This is a genomic window from Lysobacter sp. Root667, assembly GCF_001427715.1.
Taxonomy (GTDB): domain Bacteria; phylum Pseudomonadota; class Gammaproteobacteria; order Xanthomonadales; family Xanthomonadaceae; genus Lysobacter.
Genome location: NZ_LMHF01000014.1, coordinates 366,430 through 381,464, shown reverse-complemented (window position 1 = coordinate 381,464; position 15,035 = coordinate 366,430). Strand labels below are relative to the sequence as shown.

Annotated in this window: 15 protein-coding genes; 6 read left to right on the top strand and 9 right to left on the bottom strand. The window is 69.7% G+C overall.

Annotation, left to right across the window (positions count from 1 at the left end; genetic code table 11):
* Positions 1–165 precede the first annotated feature (165 nt).
* From ASD78_RS17265 to ASD78_RS17245, 5 genes are read left to right on the top strand one after another with little or no spacing between them, the layout of a single operon-like run.
* A complete protein-coding gene (locus ASD78_RS17265) occupies positions 166–720 on the top strand; it encodes an RNA polymerase sigma factor (RefSeq protein ID WP_055909801.1) in 555 nt (184 codons plus the stop codon).
* Complete coding sequence (locus ASD78_RS17260) at positions 717–1,823, top strand: hypothetical protein (protein ID WP_056103655.1); 1,107 nt, start codon at positions 717–719, stop codon at positions 1,821–1,823. The genes ASD78_RS17265 and ASD78_RS17260 overlap by 4 nt, the downstream gene beginning before the upstream one ends.
* A gap of 10 nt (positions 1,824–1,833) precedes the next feature.
* Entirely contained in the window at positions 1,834–2,436 is a 603-nt protein-coding gene (locus tag ASD78_RS17255; protein WP_055909794.1) for a YigZ family protein, read from the top strand.
* Entirely contained in the window at positions 2,433–4,229 is a 1,797-nt protein-coding gene (locus ASD78_RS17250) for an ABC transporter transmembrane domain-containing protein (RefSeq protein WP_082575682.1), read from the top strand. The genes ASD78_RS17255 and ASD78_RS17250 overlap by 4 nt, the downstream gene beginning before the upstream one ends.
* A gap of 19 nt (positions 4,230–4,248) precedes the next feature.
* Positions 4,249–4,608: an MmcQ/YjbR family DNA-binding protein gene (locus tag ASD78_RS17245; RefSeq protein ID WP_055909791.1), complete on the top strand. Its 360-nt coding sequence runs from the start codon at positions 4,249–4,251 to the stop codon at positions 4,606–4,608.
* Positions 4,609–4,714: 106 nt separating this feature from the next.
* On the opposite strand, the gene ASD78_RS17240 is transcribed toward ASD78_RS17245, so the two are convergent.
* The 8 genes from ASD78_RS17240 to ASD78_RS17205 form a co-directional block, all read right to left on the bottom strand.
* Entirely contained in the window at positions 4,715–5,251 is a 537-nt protein-coding gene (locus tag ASD78_RS17240) for a L,D-transpeptidase family protein (RefSeq protein WP_056103652.1), read from the bottom strand.
* Positions 5,248–6,885 carry an acyl-CoA dehydrogenase family protein gene (locus ASD78_RS17235; protein ID WP_156087843.1) on the bottom strand — a complete coding sequence of 546 codons (1,638 nt, stop codon included), beginning with the start codon at positions 6,883–6,885 and terminating at the stop codon, positions 5,248–5,250. The genes ASD78_RS17240 and ASD78_RS17235 overlap by 4 nt, the downstream gene beginning before the upstream one ends.
* A gap of 56 nt (positions 6,886–6,941) precedes the next feature.
* Entirely contained in the window at positions 6,942–8,177 is a 1,236-nt protein-coding gene (locus ASD78_RS17230) for an NAD(P)/FAD-dependent oxidoreductase (protein WP_056103649.1), read from the bottom strand.
* Positions 8,178–8,328: 151 nt separating this feature from the next.
* Positions 8,329–8,535, bottom strand: a complete 207-nt coding sequence (locus ASD78_RS17225) for a cold-shock protein (RefSeq protein WP_055910042.1) — start codon at positions 8,533–8,535, stop codon at positions 8,329–8,331.
* A 192-nt stretch (positions 8,536–8,727) separates the two neighbouring features.
* Complete coding sequence (locus ASD78_RS17220) at positions 8,728–9,501, bottom strand: S-methyl-5'-thioinosine phosphorylase (protein WP_056103646.1); 774 nt, start codon at positions 9,499–9,501, stop codon at positions 8,728–8,730.
* 1 nt (position 9,502) lies between these two features.
* The gene (locus ASD78_RS17215) at positions 9,503–10,072 is read right to left on the bottom strand and encodes a hypoxanthine-guanine phosphoribosyltransferase (protein WP_056103644.1); all 570 of its coding nucleotides are present in this window, start codon (positions 10,070–10,072) and stop codon (positions 9,503–9,505) included.
* Positions 10,072–11,067: a beta-N-acetylhexosaminidase gene (gene nagZ / locus ASD78_RS17210; RefSeq protein WP_056103642.1), complete on the bottom strand. Its 996-nt coding sequence runs from the start codon at positions 11,065–11,067 to the stop codon at positions 10,072–10,074. The genes ASD78_RS17215 and nagZ overlap by 1 nt, the downstream gene beginning before the upstream one ends.
* Positions 11,068–11,222: 155 nt before the next feature.
* Positions 11,223–11,738, bottom strand: coding sequence for a CYTH domain-containing protein (locus ASD78_RS17205; RefSeq protein WP_055909775.1), 516 nt, complete (start codon positions 11,736–11,738; stop codon positions 11,223–11,225).
* Positions 11,739–12,275: 537 nt separating this feature from the next.
* Here ASD78_RS17205 and ASD78_RS17200 point away from each other — a divergent pair.
* Positions 12,276–13,607, top strand: a complete 1,332-nt coding sequence (locus tag ASD78_RS17200) for a S8 family peptidase (protein WP_235565916.1) — start codon at positions 12,276–12,278, stop codon at positions 13,605–13,607.
* A 67-nt stretch (positions 13,608–13,674) separates the two neighbouring features.
* Here ASD78_RS17200 and rlmD read toward each other — a convergent pair whose 3' ends face one another.
* On the bottom strand, positions 13,675–15,033 hold the full coding sequence (gene rlmD / locus ASD78_RS17195; RefSeq protein WP_056103639.1) for a 23S rRNA (uracil(1939)-C(5))-methyltransferase RlmD: 1,359 nt from the start codon (positions 15,031–15,033) through the stop codon (positions 13,675–13,677).
* Between the last annotated feature and the right edge of the window lie 2 nt (positions 15,034–15,035).

The window sequence follows — 15,035 nt, the reverse complement described above, 5'->3', positions numbered from 1 at the left end:
GACGCTGAGCGCAGGATAGCCTGTCCGCCGCGCCCGATCCGCCAACCCCGTCGCGGCCCTCCGGCCGTTCGTCCGGATATGCAACTGGCGACCGCCCCCACCTGGGCCGCCCGATCGGAGCGCCAGCGCTTCCCGTTCGCGGCGCCAACCCGTACCCTGCCGCGGATGAATTCGGCTGCGGACGCGAGCGACGACGTATTGATGCTGGCCTGGACGGGCGGCGATACGGCGGCGTTCGAGACCCTGTATGCGCGCCACCGCGGCCCGCTGTACCGCTTCCTGCTGCGCCAGGTCCGCGATTCGGCGCTGGCCGACGAGTTCTTCCAGGACGTCTGGCAGCGCGTGATCGCCGCGCGTCACGGCTGGAAACCCGACGCCGCATTCAGCACCTGGCTGTTCCGGATCGCCCACAATCGCCTCAACGACTACTGGCGCGGCCTCAAGCACCGCCCCGCCACGCCCGAGGACGGCGACGAACGCGCCGCGCGCGTGCCCGATCCGACCACGCCCGAGCGCGAACTGTCCGAATTCGAACAGCGCCGCCGCTTGCAGCGCGCGATCGAAGAACTGCCCGAGGAGCAACGCGAGGTCGTGCTGCTGAGGCTGGAGCAGGAGCTGAGCCTGGAGGAAATCGGCGACATCACCGGCGCCGGACGAGAAACCGTGAAATCGCGGCTGCGCTATGCGATGGACAAGCTGCGATCGAGGCTGAACGAATGAAGCACCAGACCCCCGATCCGTTGACGACCGAAGAACGCGCCCTGGCCGACCGCCTGGCGCGGCTGGGGCCGCACGACGGTCCTTCGCCCGCGCTCGACGCGAAGATCCTGGCCGCCGCGCATGCCGCGGCCGCGGGCTCGCGCCCGCAGCAGCGGTCGCGGCGACGCTGGAGCCTGAGCGCGATCCCCGGCGGCCTGATCACCGGCGTCGGCGTGGCCGCGACCATGGCCCTGGCGGTGGGCGTGGTCTGGCAGCTGCGGCCGATGGAACCCTCGGTGCAGGCGCCCAGCCACGAAGCCGCGGACTCGGCCTACACCAGCGCCGAGATGATCGAGCGGCCGCGCCAGACCATCGCGCCGCCGCCTCCTCCGCCGCCGGCGCTGCCTCAAGCCCGCATGAACAAGCGCGAGCTGAGCCTACGGGATGCGGCGCCGGCGCCCGCTGCGCCGCCACCGCCGCCCGCTGCCTCCGCTTCCGCCGCCAAAATTGCCGAAGAACCGGCGCAAGCCGACGCCTACGGTTACCTGGAGAGCGACGCGCCCTCGCCGGCCGCGCCCGGCGTGCGTCGCCAGCGCACCGACAAGAACGCAGCCGCCGCTGCGGCGTCCGCGCCGGCCGATGCCGCAGCCAGCATGGCCGGCATCGCCGACACCTCGCGCGCCGCACCGAGGTATGCGCCGCCGATGCCCGCCGCAGCTCCGCCGGCTCCGGCTCCCGCTGCGGGCGCCGACTCCGACGATTTCAGCCTCGCCAGCTCCAAGGCCCGACGCGCGGCCGAGGCGGCCGAGGATCGGCGCGAAGCCGAAGCCAAGCAGTCCACGACCCTGGACCGCATCGAAGTCACCGGCTCACGCGTCAAGCGCACCGATGTCGAATCCGCGCAACCGGTAGCGACGCAGTCGATAGTGACCATGCAGCGCAACGCGATCGCGCTGCCGCCGGTGGCCGAGGACACGCGCCTGGACCGCGCCGACTGGCTGCAGCGGATCCGCGCCCGCCGCGACGCCGGCCGCCTGGACGAGGCCCGCGCCAGTCTGGTCCTGTTCCGCAAATCGCATCCGCGCGTGCGCATCCCCGACGATCTGCGCGCGCTGCAACGATGAGCCCGGCGCCTTGAGCGCGGCCACGCTCGCCGCCGAGGCCTCGTACGAGATCGAGGTCAAGCACAGCCGCTTCCTGGCCCTGGCCGCGCCGGTGGACACGCCCGAGGCCGCGCTGGCCTTCCTGGCCCGTGTCGCCGACCCGGCCGCGACCCACAACTGCTGGGCCTACCGGATCGGCGCCCAGTACCGTTTCAACGACGACGGCGAACCGGCCGGCACCGCCGGCCGGCCGATCCTGGCCGCGATCGAAGGCCAGGGCTACGACCGGGTCGTGGCCGTGGTGGTGCGCTGGTACGGCGGGATCAAGCTCGGCGCCGGCGGCCTGGTGCGCGCCTACGGCGGCTGCGCGGCCGAATGCCTGCGCCGCGCCGAACGCCGCGAGCTGATCGTGTTGCGCGGCGCGCGCCTGGACTACCCTTTCGAGGACACCGGCGCCGTGCATGCGGCCCTGGCGGCCCACGGCGCCGAGAAGCTGGACGAGGATTTCGCTGCCGAAGGCGTGCGAATGCGCATCCGTTTGCCGGAAAACCGCCTCGACGCCTTGAAAGCGCAGCTGCGCGACGCCACCCGTGATCGTGTACGCCTGCGCGCCGAAGACGCCGATACTCCATGACCGCTACTGTCGAGAACGACACCGCCGACACCCCGTCGGCCAAGATCGCCGCTGCCAAGGCGCCCATCGGCAGCCTGCGCACCCTGTGGCCCTTCGTGCGCAAGCACCTGGGGCTGTTCGTCGCCTGGCTGATCGCCTTGGCCGCGTCCAGCGCCGCCACCTTGAGCCTGCCGCCGGCGTTCAAGACCATGATCGACCAGGCCTTCAGCCAGGGCGGCGGCGCGATCGACCAGGCCTTCATCCTGCTGTTCGGGGTCGCCGTGGCGCTGGCGCTGGCGACCGCGGCGCGCTTCTTCTTCGTCTCGCTGCTGGGCGAACGCGTGGTCGCCGACCTGCGCCAGCAGCTGTACACCCACCTGATCGGCCTGGACGCCGGCTTCCACGACCGCAGCCGCAGCGGCGAACTGGTCTCGCGCCTGACCGCCGACGCCGAACTGCTGCGCAGCGTGGTCGGCTCCAGCATGTCGGTCGCGCTGCGCAGCTCGATCACCGTGATCGGCAGCATCTCCATGCTGTTCATCACCGAGCCGCGCCTGGCCGCCTATGCGATGCTGGGCATTCCGCTGGCCGTGCTGCCCATCGTGATCGGCAGCCGCCGGCTGCAGAAGATCTCGCGCGCCAGCCAGGACCGCGTCGCCGACGCCAACACCCTGGCCAGCGAAACCCTGGGCGCGGTGCGCACGGTGCAGGCGCACGCACGCGAGCCCTACGAACGCGGCCGCTTCGACGCCGCGCTCAAGGTCGCAGTGGCGACCGCGCGCAAGCGCATCGGCATCCAGTCCCTGGTCACCGCGGTCGCCATCACCCTGATCTTCGGCGCCATCACCCTGGTGCTGTGGTCGGGCGCGCACGAAGTCGCGCGCGGCCACATGACCGCCGGCACCCTGGGCCAGTTCATCCTCTACGCCCTGATCGCCGGCGGCTCGGTCGGCGCCCTGGCCGAAGTCTGGAACGACCTGCAGCGCGCGGCCGGCGGCATGGGCCGGATCAGCGAACTGCTCAACGAGGAAAGCGCGATCGAGGCGCCGGCGCATCCGGACGCGCTGCCGCAGCCGGTGCGCGGCGAACTCGCCTTCGACGACGTCACGTTCCACTACCCGATGCGCCCGGACCTGCCGGCGCTGGACAACTTCAGCCTGCGCGTGCGTCCCGGCGAGACCGTGGCCCTGGTCGGCCCCTCGGGCGCCGGCAAGAGCACCGTGTTCTCGCTGCTGCTGCGCTTCCACGATCCGCAGTCCGGCGCGATCCGGGTCGACGGCATCGACGCGCGCCGGCTCGACCCGGCCGCATTGCGCGAAACCATCGCCCTGGTGCCGCAGCAGCCGACCATCTTCGCCGCCAGCGCGCGCGACAATATCCGCTACGGCCGCCTCGAGGCCGACGACGCCGCGGTCGAAGCGGCGGTGCGCGCCGCCCATGCCGCCGATTTCATCGATGCCCTGCCGCAACGCCTCGACACCGAACTGGGCGAGCGCGGCGCGCGTTTGTCCGGCGGCCAGCAGCAACGCATCGCGATCGCCCGCGCCCTGCTCAAGGACGCGCCGATCCTGCTGCTGGACGAAGCCACCAGCGCGCTCGACGCGCAGAGCGAACGCGCCGTGCAGCAAGCGCTGGAAACCCTGATGGAAGGCCGCAGCACCCTGGTGATCGCGCACCGTCTGGCGACCGTGCTCAAGGCCGACCGCATCGTGGTGATGGACCGCGGGCGCATCGTCGCCGAAGGCAGCCACGAACAGTTGCTGGCTCAGGACGGCCTGTACGCGGAACTGGCCAAGCTGCAGTTCCTGGACTGACGGCGAGGACCGCGCCGGCATGGACACGACCCAGCTGAAGAAATTCTGCGCGAAGTTCCCCGGCGCCGTGTCCACCCTGCACGGCCACCCGTCCAACATCCTCACCTACGCGGTCGGCGACAAGACCTACGCCTACTTCAAGACCAGCGAACCGGAACGCTGGCGCTTCAGCATCAAGGCCAGTCCGGAGCGCTTCCTGGAGCTGACCGGCGTGCCCGGAATCAAGCCAGCGCGCTGGATGGGCCGCTTCCGCTGGGTCACCATCGTCGACGTGCGCAGCGTGCCGGCCGACTACCTGCGCGAGCTGGTCGAGTGGTCGTACCAGGAAGCGCTGTCCAAGCTCAGCCGCAAGCGCCGCGCAGAAATCCTGGGCGCCTGAATCGCGGCGACGCGAACGCGTCGGCGTCGCGCAGCGCTCTATCTGCTGAATCGAACCGTCGACTTCAAACTGTCGACTTCATGCTGCCGACATCGGGCTGCCGAAGTCAGGGATCGATGCGGATCGGGATCCCGCTCGGCACGCGGCCCCAGATCTCCTCGATCTCGGCATCGCTGACCGCGACGCAGCCGTCGGTCCAGTCCTCGCGCCACCAGGGCGAAGTGCCGCCGTGGATCATGATGTCGCCGCCGGGATCGACGCCGCGTTCGCGCGCCTGGCGACGGTCGTGTTCGTTCGGATATGACACCCGCAGCGACAAGTGGAAGGCGCTGTTGGGATTGCGCTCGCTGATGCGGTACTCGCCCTCGGGCGTGCGCTCGTCGCCTTGTTGATACTTGTGGCCGCCCGGCGCGTCGCTCAACACGATGCGATAGCTGCCGATCACCTCGCCTTTGCGCAGCAGGCGCATGCGGCGTTCGGACTTGTCGATCTCGATGCGGTCGGCGCGTTGCGCGGGCGGCAGCAGGGCCGGCGCGTTCGCACCGGTGCGCGGCGGCGCTGGATTCGCGTTGCCGCCATCGCGCGCGCAAGCCGCCAACATGGCCAGCGCCGCCAGCAAGGCGAAGGCCCGCAAGGCGTTCACTCCGGCAGCGCCCGCTGCAGGATCTCCGCGAAACCGATGTCGTTGGGCAAGGTGCCGAACGCGAGCCCATGCGCGCCGCCCAGGCGACTGCGGCAGAAGGCCTCGGCGCAAGGGCTGTCCGCTTGCAGCAGCACGGCGGCCTGCAGCGCCAGGGCCAGGCGTTCGCCCCAGTGCCGCGCCTGGCCTTCCTCGATGCGCACGCTGCCGTCCAGCACGGGTTCGAGTTCGGCGATGCGGGCATCCAGCGCGGCATCGGCGCCGCGGCTGCGGCGAAGCTCGTCCAATACCGCGCGTCCGGCCTCGGGTTCGCGCGCCAGGGCGCGCAGCACGTCCAAGCATTGGATATTGCCGCTGCCTTCCCAGATCGAGTTCAACGGCGCTTGCCGGTATAGGCGCGGCAGCAGAGATTCCTCGACGTAGCCGGCGCCGCCCAGGCATTCCTGGGCCTCGTTAACGAAGGCCGGCGCGCGTTTGCAGACCCAGTACTTGCCTACCGCAGTGGCGATGCGCGCGAACGCGGCCTGCCGCGGGTCCGACGGCGCGGCATCGACCGCGCGCGCGAGCCGCAGCGAGAACTGCAACGCCGCTTCGGACTCCATCGCCAGGTCGGCGAGCACGTTGCGCATCAGCGCGTGCTCGACCAGCGCCTTGCCGAAAGCATGGCGGTGGCGGGTGTGATGCAGCGCCTGGGCCAGGGCCATGCGCATTTCCGCGGCCGAGCCCAGCATGCAATCCAGGCGGGTCAGCATCACCATCTCGATGATGGTCGCCACGCCGCGGCCTTCCTCGCCGATGCGCTGCGCCCAGGCGCCTTCGAACTCGACCTCGGACGAAGCGTTGGACCAATCGCCGAGCTTGTCCTTGAGCCGTATCAGCCGCAGCGCGTTGCGGCTGCCGTCGCCGCGCCAGCGCGGCAGCAGGAAGCAACTCAAGCCGCCGGGCGCCTGCGCCAGGACCAGGAACGCGTCCGACATCGGCGCCGAGAAGAACCATTTGTGCCCGACCAGGCGGTATTCGTCGCCGGACAGCGGCGTGGCGACGGTCTGGTTCGCGCGCACGTCCGAGCCGCCCTGCTTCTCGGTCATGCCCATGCCCAGGGTCACGCCGGCCTTGTCGCGCATCGGCCGGTCGCGGCCGTCGTAATGCGGCGCGGCCGCCTTGGCCGCCCACTCCGCCAGCGCCGGCGCATGCCGCAGCACCGGCACGGCGGCGTGGGTCATGGTCAGCGGGCAACTGGTGCCGGGTTCGACCTGATGGTGCAGATAGCTGAGCGCGGCGCGCGCGACATGCGCGCCGGCGCCGCCGTGATGCCAGGAATAGCCAGCGACGCCATGCTCGATCGCCGCCTGCATCAGCGCGTGGTAGTTGGGATGGAACTCGACCAGATCGATGCGCTGGCCGGTGCGATCGTGGCTGCGCAGGCGCGGCCGGTCGCGATGGGCGTCGAAGCTGAGCGCATACAGCGCGTCGCCCGCCAGCTCGCCATAGGCCGCGAGCCGCTGCGCATGCTCGCCGCCGCCCTCGCGCGTCACCGCTTCGCGCAGCGCGTGGTCGTCGCGCCACAGATCGCGCGGGGCGAACGACGGCGGCTGGTTCTCGACGCGATGGGTGGCGAACGGCGGCAGGTCGGACATCGGCGGATCCGGTCGGACGATGATCCGATTCTAGACCGCAGCGAGCCGGGCCGCGCTCAGGCCTCGGCGCGCCGCTCCAGGGCCTCGAGGAACTCCGGCGCCTGCCTGATGCTGCCGAACCAGCCGCGACGCAGGCCGGTCAGGACCTGCAGCGTCTGCCCGCGCCCGCCGGGCACGCGCGACAGCGGATGGAATATGCGGTCGCGCAGCGCCGCGATGCGGTCGTACTCGGACTGGAACAAGGGCGTGAGCCAACGGCTCCACAAATGATAGATGCCGACATGCGCGCGACGTGCGCGCTGGTAGCCCGCCAGCGCATCGTTCAAGCTCGGCGCGGTGCGCAAGCTGTCGCGCAGGACCAGCGCATCCAGCAGCGCCATGTTCACGCCCTGCCCCAGCTGCGGGCTCATCGCATGCGCGGCATCGCCCAGCAACACCGCGCGGCCGCGATGCCAGCGCCGGGCCACGGTGTCGCGGTAGCGTGCCTGCGCCAAGCCTTCCGGCACCGCGGTATCGCGCAGGCGTTCGGCCGCCTGCGGCCACACCGCCGCGACGGCGCTGCGCCAGGCGCCCTCGTCCTGGTTCGCGGCGCTGTCCAAAGCCGCCACCGGCAGGCTCCAGAAAAAACTCAGGCGCGGCGTGGCGTCGCCCGGGCGCGTCCCGACCGGCAGCATGCCGACCATGCGGCGCGCGCCGACGTAGCGCTGACGCAATTCATCCTGCCAGGCCCAATCGCCGCGCTCGACCAGGCACCACTGCGCGCCCCAGGGATAGGGGCGGTCCAGCGCCGGCGGCGCGACGCTGCCGCGCAACAGCGAGGCCGCACCGTTGGCGACGATCACCAGGTCGTAGGGGCCGTGCTCGTCGCCATCGGCGTCGCGCAGCAGGCCGTGCTCGTGATCGACCGCGACGATGCTGCGGCCGCAATGCACGCGCCGGCCTTCCTGCCAGGCCTCGTCGAGCAGCGCGAACAGGGCGCCGCGTTGCAGGCCCAGCCCGAAATAGCGCCGGTGCAGTTCGCAGTAGCGCATGTCCATGACCGCGCGACCGGCCACGGTCTCGCCGTGCAGTCGCCGCACCCGAGTGCCGTGCGTGAGCGCCGCGTCGAGCAGGCCCAGCTCCCAAAGCACGCTCAGGCCGGTGGGCTGGAGCAGGAAGCCCGCGCCGACCGGACCGAGCACCGGCGCGCGCTCGAACACTTCGACCTGGTGGCCGTCGCGGCTGAGCAGCAGCGCGGCCGCCTGGCCGCCGCTGCCGTAGCCGACGATGCCGATGCGCAGCGCGGCGCTCATGCGCGGTTCCGGAATTCGCGGCTCTTGGTATCGCGACTCTCAAAAACGCGATACCAAGAAAAAGGCCCCGCCTGAGCGGGGCCTTGGAAACAGTCCGAGTCGGATCGCGTCAGCGAGTGTCGAGTCTGCGAGGACCGGGCTAGCAAGTCGATCACGCTGCAGGAGTCACTTCGGACGCTTGCGCGCCCTTCGGACCCTGGGTCAGTTGATAACTGACGCGCTGGCCTTCCTGCAGGCTGCGAAATCCCTTCGCAGCAATAGCGGAGAAGTGGACGAATACATCAGCGGTGCCATCTTCGGGCGAGATGAAGCCGAAGCCCTTGGCGTCGTTGAACCATTTCACGGTGCCGTACTGCATATCCTTATTGACCTCATGCTGGATGCGTTTGTCGTGCGCCATCGCGTCGGGGCGACCGAGACGCATCGCGAGTATATGCAAACTGAACAGGAGGATGACAAGCGTCTGACCGATGATCGGCGACGAGGCAAGCAACATTCGGCTCTCGCACCGGCGGACTGACGCAGAGCGTCAGAAAATTTGCGATGCCGATCACTTTGCCAGCAGCGTGGCCAGCAGCTTGGGCAATTCGCCGGTGGCCGCGGCGACGTGATCGAGCACGTCCTGCAGCGTGATCACCTCGTCCGGATCCGGCCCTGCGCCGGCCGCCCAGTTGGCGACGATCGCCAGGCAGGCGTAGTCCAGACCGAGCTCGCGCGCGAGCCCCGCTTCGGGCATGCCGGTCATGCCGACCAGGTCGCAGCCGTCGCGGCGCATGCGTGCGATCTCGGCGCGCGTTTCCAGCCGCGGGCCCTGAGTCGCGCCGTAGCAACCGCTGTCGACCATCGCCACGCCGGCCTCGCGCGCGGCCTCGATCACCGCCTGACGCAGGCTGCGCGTGTAGGGTTCGCCGAAATCGACGTGCAACACATCGCCGCCGCCGCGGCCTTCGCTATCGACTTCGCACAGAGTCGAAATGCGGCCCCAGGTGTAGTCGATCAGTTGGTCCGGGCAGGCCAGCACGCGCGGGCCGTAACGCTCGGTGATGCCGCCGACGGTGTTCAGCGCGAGCACGCGTTGCGCACCCAGCGCCTGCAATGCGGCGAGGTTGGCGCGGTAGTTGATCAGGTGCGGCGGCAGCGAATGGCCTTCGCCGTGGCGGGCCAGGAACGCGACCCGGCGACCGCCGAGCGTACCGACGCGGATCGGACCGGACGGCGCGCCGTAGCGCGTCAGCGGCTGATGCGTTTCCACGTCCTGCAGCGCGGCCAGCTGGTACAGACCGGTGCCGCCGATGACGGCCAGTTCGATGCGTGCGTCGCCCATCTCAGTCCTTCAGCGCGTAGATCGCGGGCAGGTTGCGGCCCTGTTCGTGGTAGTCCATGCCGTAGCCGAACACGTAGCGGTCCGGGACTTCCACGCCGACGTAGTCCGCGCAGATGCCGGGCACGCAGCGGTCGTGCGCCTTGACCGCGAGCGCGGCGATGCGCACTTCGCTGGCGCCCTGCTCGCGGCACCATTCGCGGATCGCATGCAAGGTATGGCCTTCATCGAGGATGTCGTCGGCCAGCAGCACGCGGCGGCCGTTGAGCGGCGTGCCCGGACGATGCTTCCAGGTCAGCTCGCCGCCCGAGGTCGCACCGCGGTAGCGGGTCGCGTGCAGGTAGTCGAACTCCAGGTCCAGGCCGCGCTCGCCCAGTTCCATCGCCAGCTGCGCCGCGAACGGCAGGCCGCCGTGCATCACGGTCAGGTAGACCGGACGCTCGCCGGCGTAATCCTTGCGGATGTCGTCGGCCATGCGCGCGATCGCTTGTTCGAGCGTGCCGCGGTCGAACAGCAGATCGGCGTTCTCCAGCGCCGCGGCCAGGTCGGCGCCGTTGCCGGTCTTGGCGCTCATCAGGCCAGACCCTCGACGCGACCGCGGCTGGCGCCGTAGCGAGCATCGGCGAGCAGGCCGTCCCAACCCATCGCGCCGCGGCCGATCAGGCCGGTCAGGGCCATGGTGTTGAGCTTGCGATCGGCGACCGCGGCCAGCGATTCATCCACCAGGTCCGGGTGGCAGACCAGGACCACGTCGCAGCCCGCGTCCAGGTGCGCATCGATGCGCGCCTTGACGCCGCCGGCCGAGAACGCCGCCGCCATGCCGATGTCGTCGCTGAAGACCACACCGCGGAAGCCCATCTCCTTGCGCAGGATCTCTTCGATCCAGCGCTGCGAGTAACCGGCCGGCTCGGGCGCGATCTCCGGGTAGACCACGTGCGCCATCATCACCGCGTCGGCCTTGGCGTCGATGCCGGCGACGAACGGGATCAGATCGGTCGCGCGCATTTCGTCCAGGGTGCGGCGGTCGACGGCGTTGTCGAAGTGGGTGTCCTCGAGCACCGAACCGTGGCCCGGGAAATGCTTGAGGGTCGCGGCCATGCCGGCCGCATGCATGCCGCGCACGTAGGCGCGGGTGAATTCGGCGACCACCTGCGGGTCGGCGTCGAAGGCGCGGTCGCCGATGGCGAGGTTGCCGCGCCCCAGGTCGACCACCGGAGCGAAGCTGAGGTCGACGCCGCTGGCCCGCACTTCCTGCGCCATCAGCCAGGCGTGCTCTTCGGCCAGCTTCAGCGCCGCGGCGCTGTCGGTCGCGTACAGACGGCCGAAACCGTCCAGCGCCGGCAATGCGCTGTAGCCATCGCGGAAACGCTGCACGCGCCCGCCTTCCTGGTCGACGCAGATCAGTTGCGGACGCGGCGCGGCTGCGCGGATCGCGGCAGACAGCTCCGCGACCTGCGCCTTGGAGGCGAAGTTGCGGGTGAACAGGATCACGCCGGCGCAGGCATCGTGCTGCAACCAGTCGCGCTCTTGCGCGGTGAGTTCGGTACCGGCGACGCCGATCACGAGCATGCGGGGACTCCTAGCGGGTATGGCTGCGCTGACTGCGCAGGGGCCATTGTCTCGCAGAAGCCGCTACAGGCGTAGCCCGGACCCGATACGGCGGGCGCGGATGGGTTTTCAGGCCCGTTTCACGAAATCGCAACGAAAACCGGCGCCGCGTCCGCTCAGGGCGCCTCGCCCGAGCGCTCGTCCGCGTTCCAGCGCGCATAGGGCCGCGTGGCCAGGGCCAGGTTGTAGTAGCGCGCGGCATCGGTGACCTCGCGGCCCAGCCAGTCCGGACGCGCGTAGGCCTCGTCGGCGTGCGTGAGTTCGAGCTCGGCCACCACCAGCCCGGCGTTGTCGCCCAGGAATTCGTCGACCTCCCACAGGTGGCCCTGGTGCTCGACGTAGTGACGGCGCTTGTCGATGGCGCCACCGGTGCACAGCGCCATCAGCGCCCGTGCGTCCTCGACTGGGATCGGATAGTCGAACTCCTGCCGGGTATGCCCCAGCTCCCGCGACTTGAGGTTGAGGTAGGCCGCATCGCCGGCGATGCGCACGCGCACCGAGGCCTTCATCGCCCCGCTGTCGAGCACGGCCAGGTCGTTGAGATAACCCTGCGCCATCGCCACCGTTTCGCGCGCGGCGTCGCGCCAGCCGTCGCCCGTCACCAAAAACTTGCGCTCGATCTCGATACCCATCGTCCACCTGTGCGATACATCGGATACGCGAGGGCGAAAATCCGAGGCCGCGATTCTATCGCTTGCGCGGATGTTCGCGCGCGCGCCGCGCGGAATCCAGCGCGGCCCTCGCCTGTGGGCGGGAACCGAATGGAATCGCGAATCGATAGGCAGCGTCGCGCGAGCCCGATCGCGACCTCACGAAGTACCGTCGCGCATGCCGCTCGCGCCAAAGACGGACGCGAGCGAGCCGCGCAGTCCAGCGGCGAACCGCGCATCGCGCCGCGCCTGCGAGCCGCGCCCATATGAGGGATTTCCCCTAGAACCCGGCGGGATTTCCATGAACAGCGGAACCTGACTGGCAGTTAGGTGCCGCTTATGTGCCTTTGGCGTGCCTTCCGTATTCACGATCGGCACCGGCTGCCGCAACGCAGCAAACGCCCGGCTTTTTTCCCGCTACATTCAGCCGCAGCCGTCCTCTGCCTGGGCGGCCTCAATGGGGTCCATAGCCTTATGAACAATCATATCCGCGTCGGTTTGATCGCAGGCGCTGTAGCCATGGCACTGGGAACGTCGTTCGCCGCGCAAGCCGGCGGTCGGCCGGATCTGGCGCTGAAAGCTCTGAAAGAAGGCCGCGCCCATGCGAGCGGCGAACTGCTGGTGAAATACCGCGACGGCGCCGGCATCGGCGCGAGCGACGCGGTGCAGCGCGGCCTCGGCGCGCAGAAGTTGCAGGTGGTGCGTCGCGGCGAACGCGGACACGGCGAACTGGCCCTGCTCAAGCTGCCGGCCAACGTCGATCTCGCCACCGCCGTCAGCGCGCTCAGTAACGACCCGAACGTCGAGTACGCCGAACCCAACTGGACCCTGCACCACGACGCGTTCTCGAACGACACCTACTACACCAACGGAACGCTGTGGGGCATGTACGGCGACGTCGGCAGCCCCAACAACCAGTACGGCTCGCAGGCCTCGGAGGCCTGGAATACCGGCTCGACCTCGTGCGACAACGTGATCGTCGGCGTGATCGACGAAGGCATCTATTGGCAGCACGAGGACCTGGCCGCCAATATCTGGACCAATCCCTACGATGCCGCCGACGGCATCGACAACGACGGCAACGGCTACGTCGACGACGTGCGCGGCTGGGATTTCAACGGCGACACCAACAACATCAACTCCGGCGGCGTCAGCGACGACCACGGCACCCACGTCTCCGGCACCATCGCCGGCGTCGGCGGCAACGGCAAAGGCGTGGCCGGCGTGTGCTGGAGCGGCGTCAAGCTGATCAGCGCCAAGTTCCTCGGCCGCCGCGGCGGCAGCACCGCCGATGCCGTGCGCGCGATCGACTACTTCAACGATCTCAAGACCCGGCACGGCCTGAACATCGTCGCCACCAACAATTCCTGGGGCGGCGGCGCGTACTCACAAGCGCTCAGCGACGCCATCGACCGCGCCGGCCAGGCCGACATCCTGTTTGTGGTCGCCGCCGGCAACGACAGCGTGAACTGCGAGGGCAACACCTCCGGGGCCTGCTACCCGGCCAGCTATCCGAACAGCAACATCCTGTCGGTGGCGGCGCTGCGCAGCACCGGTGCCCTGGTCTATAACTACGGCGTCACCACCGTCGATATCGGCGCGCCGGGCTACGGCATCGCCTCGACGGTGCCGGTCAGTTCCAAGGGCAATCTCGTGTCGGGCTATGCCAGCTACAACGGCACCTCGATGGCGACCCCGCACGTCACCGGCGCGGCCGCCCTGTACGCCTCGCGCCATCCCGGCTCCAGCGCGCAGCAGATCAAGGCGGCGATCATGAACGCCGCCGTGCCCACGCCCTCGCTGAGCGGCAAGACGGTAACCGGAGGACGCCTGGACGTCAGCGGGTTCTGAATCCGCACCGGCGCAACGAAAGAACCCGGCTGCGGCCGGGTTCTCTTTGCGATATGACGGGCCCGGATCAGGGCTCGAACAAGGCGATCGATTCCACGTGCGCGGTGTGCGGGAACATATCCATCACCCCCGCCGCGCGCAGCTTCCAACCCTTCTCGCGCACCAGATACCCCGCATCGCGCGCCAGCGAAGCCGGATGGCAGCTGACATAGACGATGCGCTTGAACTGCTTCAGGGGCAGCTGGGTGAGGACGAAATCGGCGCCCGAGCGCGGCGGATCCAGCAACAGGCGATCGAAGCCTTCGCGCATCCAGGCCTCGCTGCTCAGGTCCTTGCCCAGGTCGGCGGCGTAGAACTTGGCGTTGCCCAGCCCGTTGCGCTCGGCGTTTTCGCGCGCACGCCTGACCAGGCCGGCCTCGCCTTCCACGCCCACCACTTCGCGCACGCTGCGCGCCAGCGGCAGGGTGAAGTTGCCCAGGCCCGCGAACAGATCGAGCACGCGGTCCTCGGGCTGCGGCGCCAGCAGATCCAGGGCGTGCTGGATCATGCGGCCGTTGAGGCCGGCGTTGACCTGGATGAAGTCCAGCGGCCGGAACGTCAGTTCCAGGTTCCACTGCGGCAGCGTGAACGCAAGCCGCGGATCGGCCGGCCACAGCGGGTGCACGCTGTCGACGCCGCCGGGCTGCAGGAATACCGCGAACCGGTGCTGCTGGGCGAAGGCGACGATGGCCGCGCGGTCGGATTCCGACAACGGCGCCAGATGGCGGAACGTCAGCGCCACACCGCTGTGCGCATTGCCGTGGCCGTCGTCGGGCATGGCGTCGCCGGCGATGAATTCGATCTGCGGAATCTCGCGCCGAGCCTGCAGCCCGTCGACCAACGCCGCCAAGGCGGTGATCTGGTCGCCGATCTGCGGAATCACCGTCTCGCAGCGCGCGATGTCGGCGACGAAGCGCGGATCGGTTTCGCGGAAGCCGACCAGGGTCTTGTCCTTCTTCTCGACCCGTCGCACCGAGAAGCGGCCCTTGCGGCGGTAGCCCCAGGCCGAATCGGTCAGCGCCGGCAGCACGCGCTCGGGCGCGACATGGCCGATCCGCTCGAGGTTGTCGAGCAGCACGCGCTGCTTGGCCACGATCTGGCGATCCTCGGCCAAATGCTGCAAAGCGCAGCCGCCGCAGGTGCCGAAGTGCTGGCAACGCGGGGCGACGCGGTCGGCGGACGCCTCCAGCACCTCCAGCGTCACCGCTTCGTCGAAGCTGCGCGAGCGCGCGGTCTGTTTGGCCATCACGCGTTCGCCGGGCAAGGCGCCGGCAACGAAGATCGCTTTACCGTCCGGGCGTCGACCGACGCCACGGCCATCGTGGGTGAAGTCGGTGATCGCGACTTCGAAGGGGGTTTGATCGATGCGGGCCACAGCTGCTGGCAGGA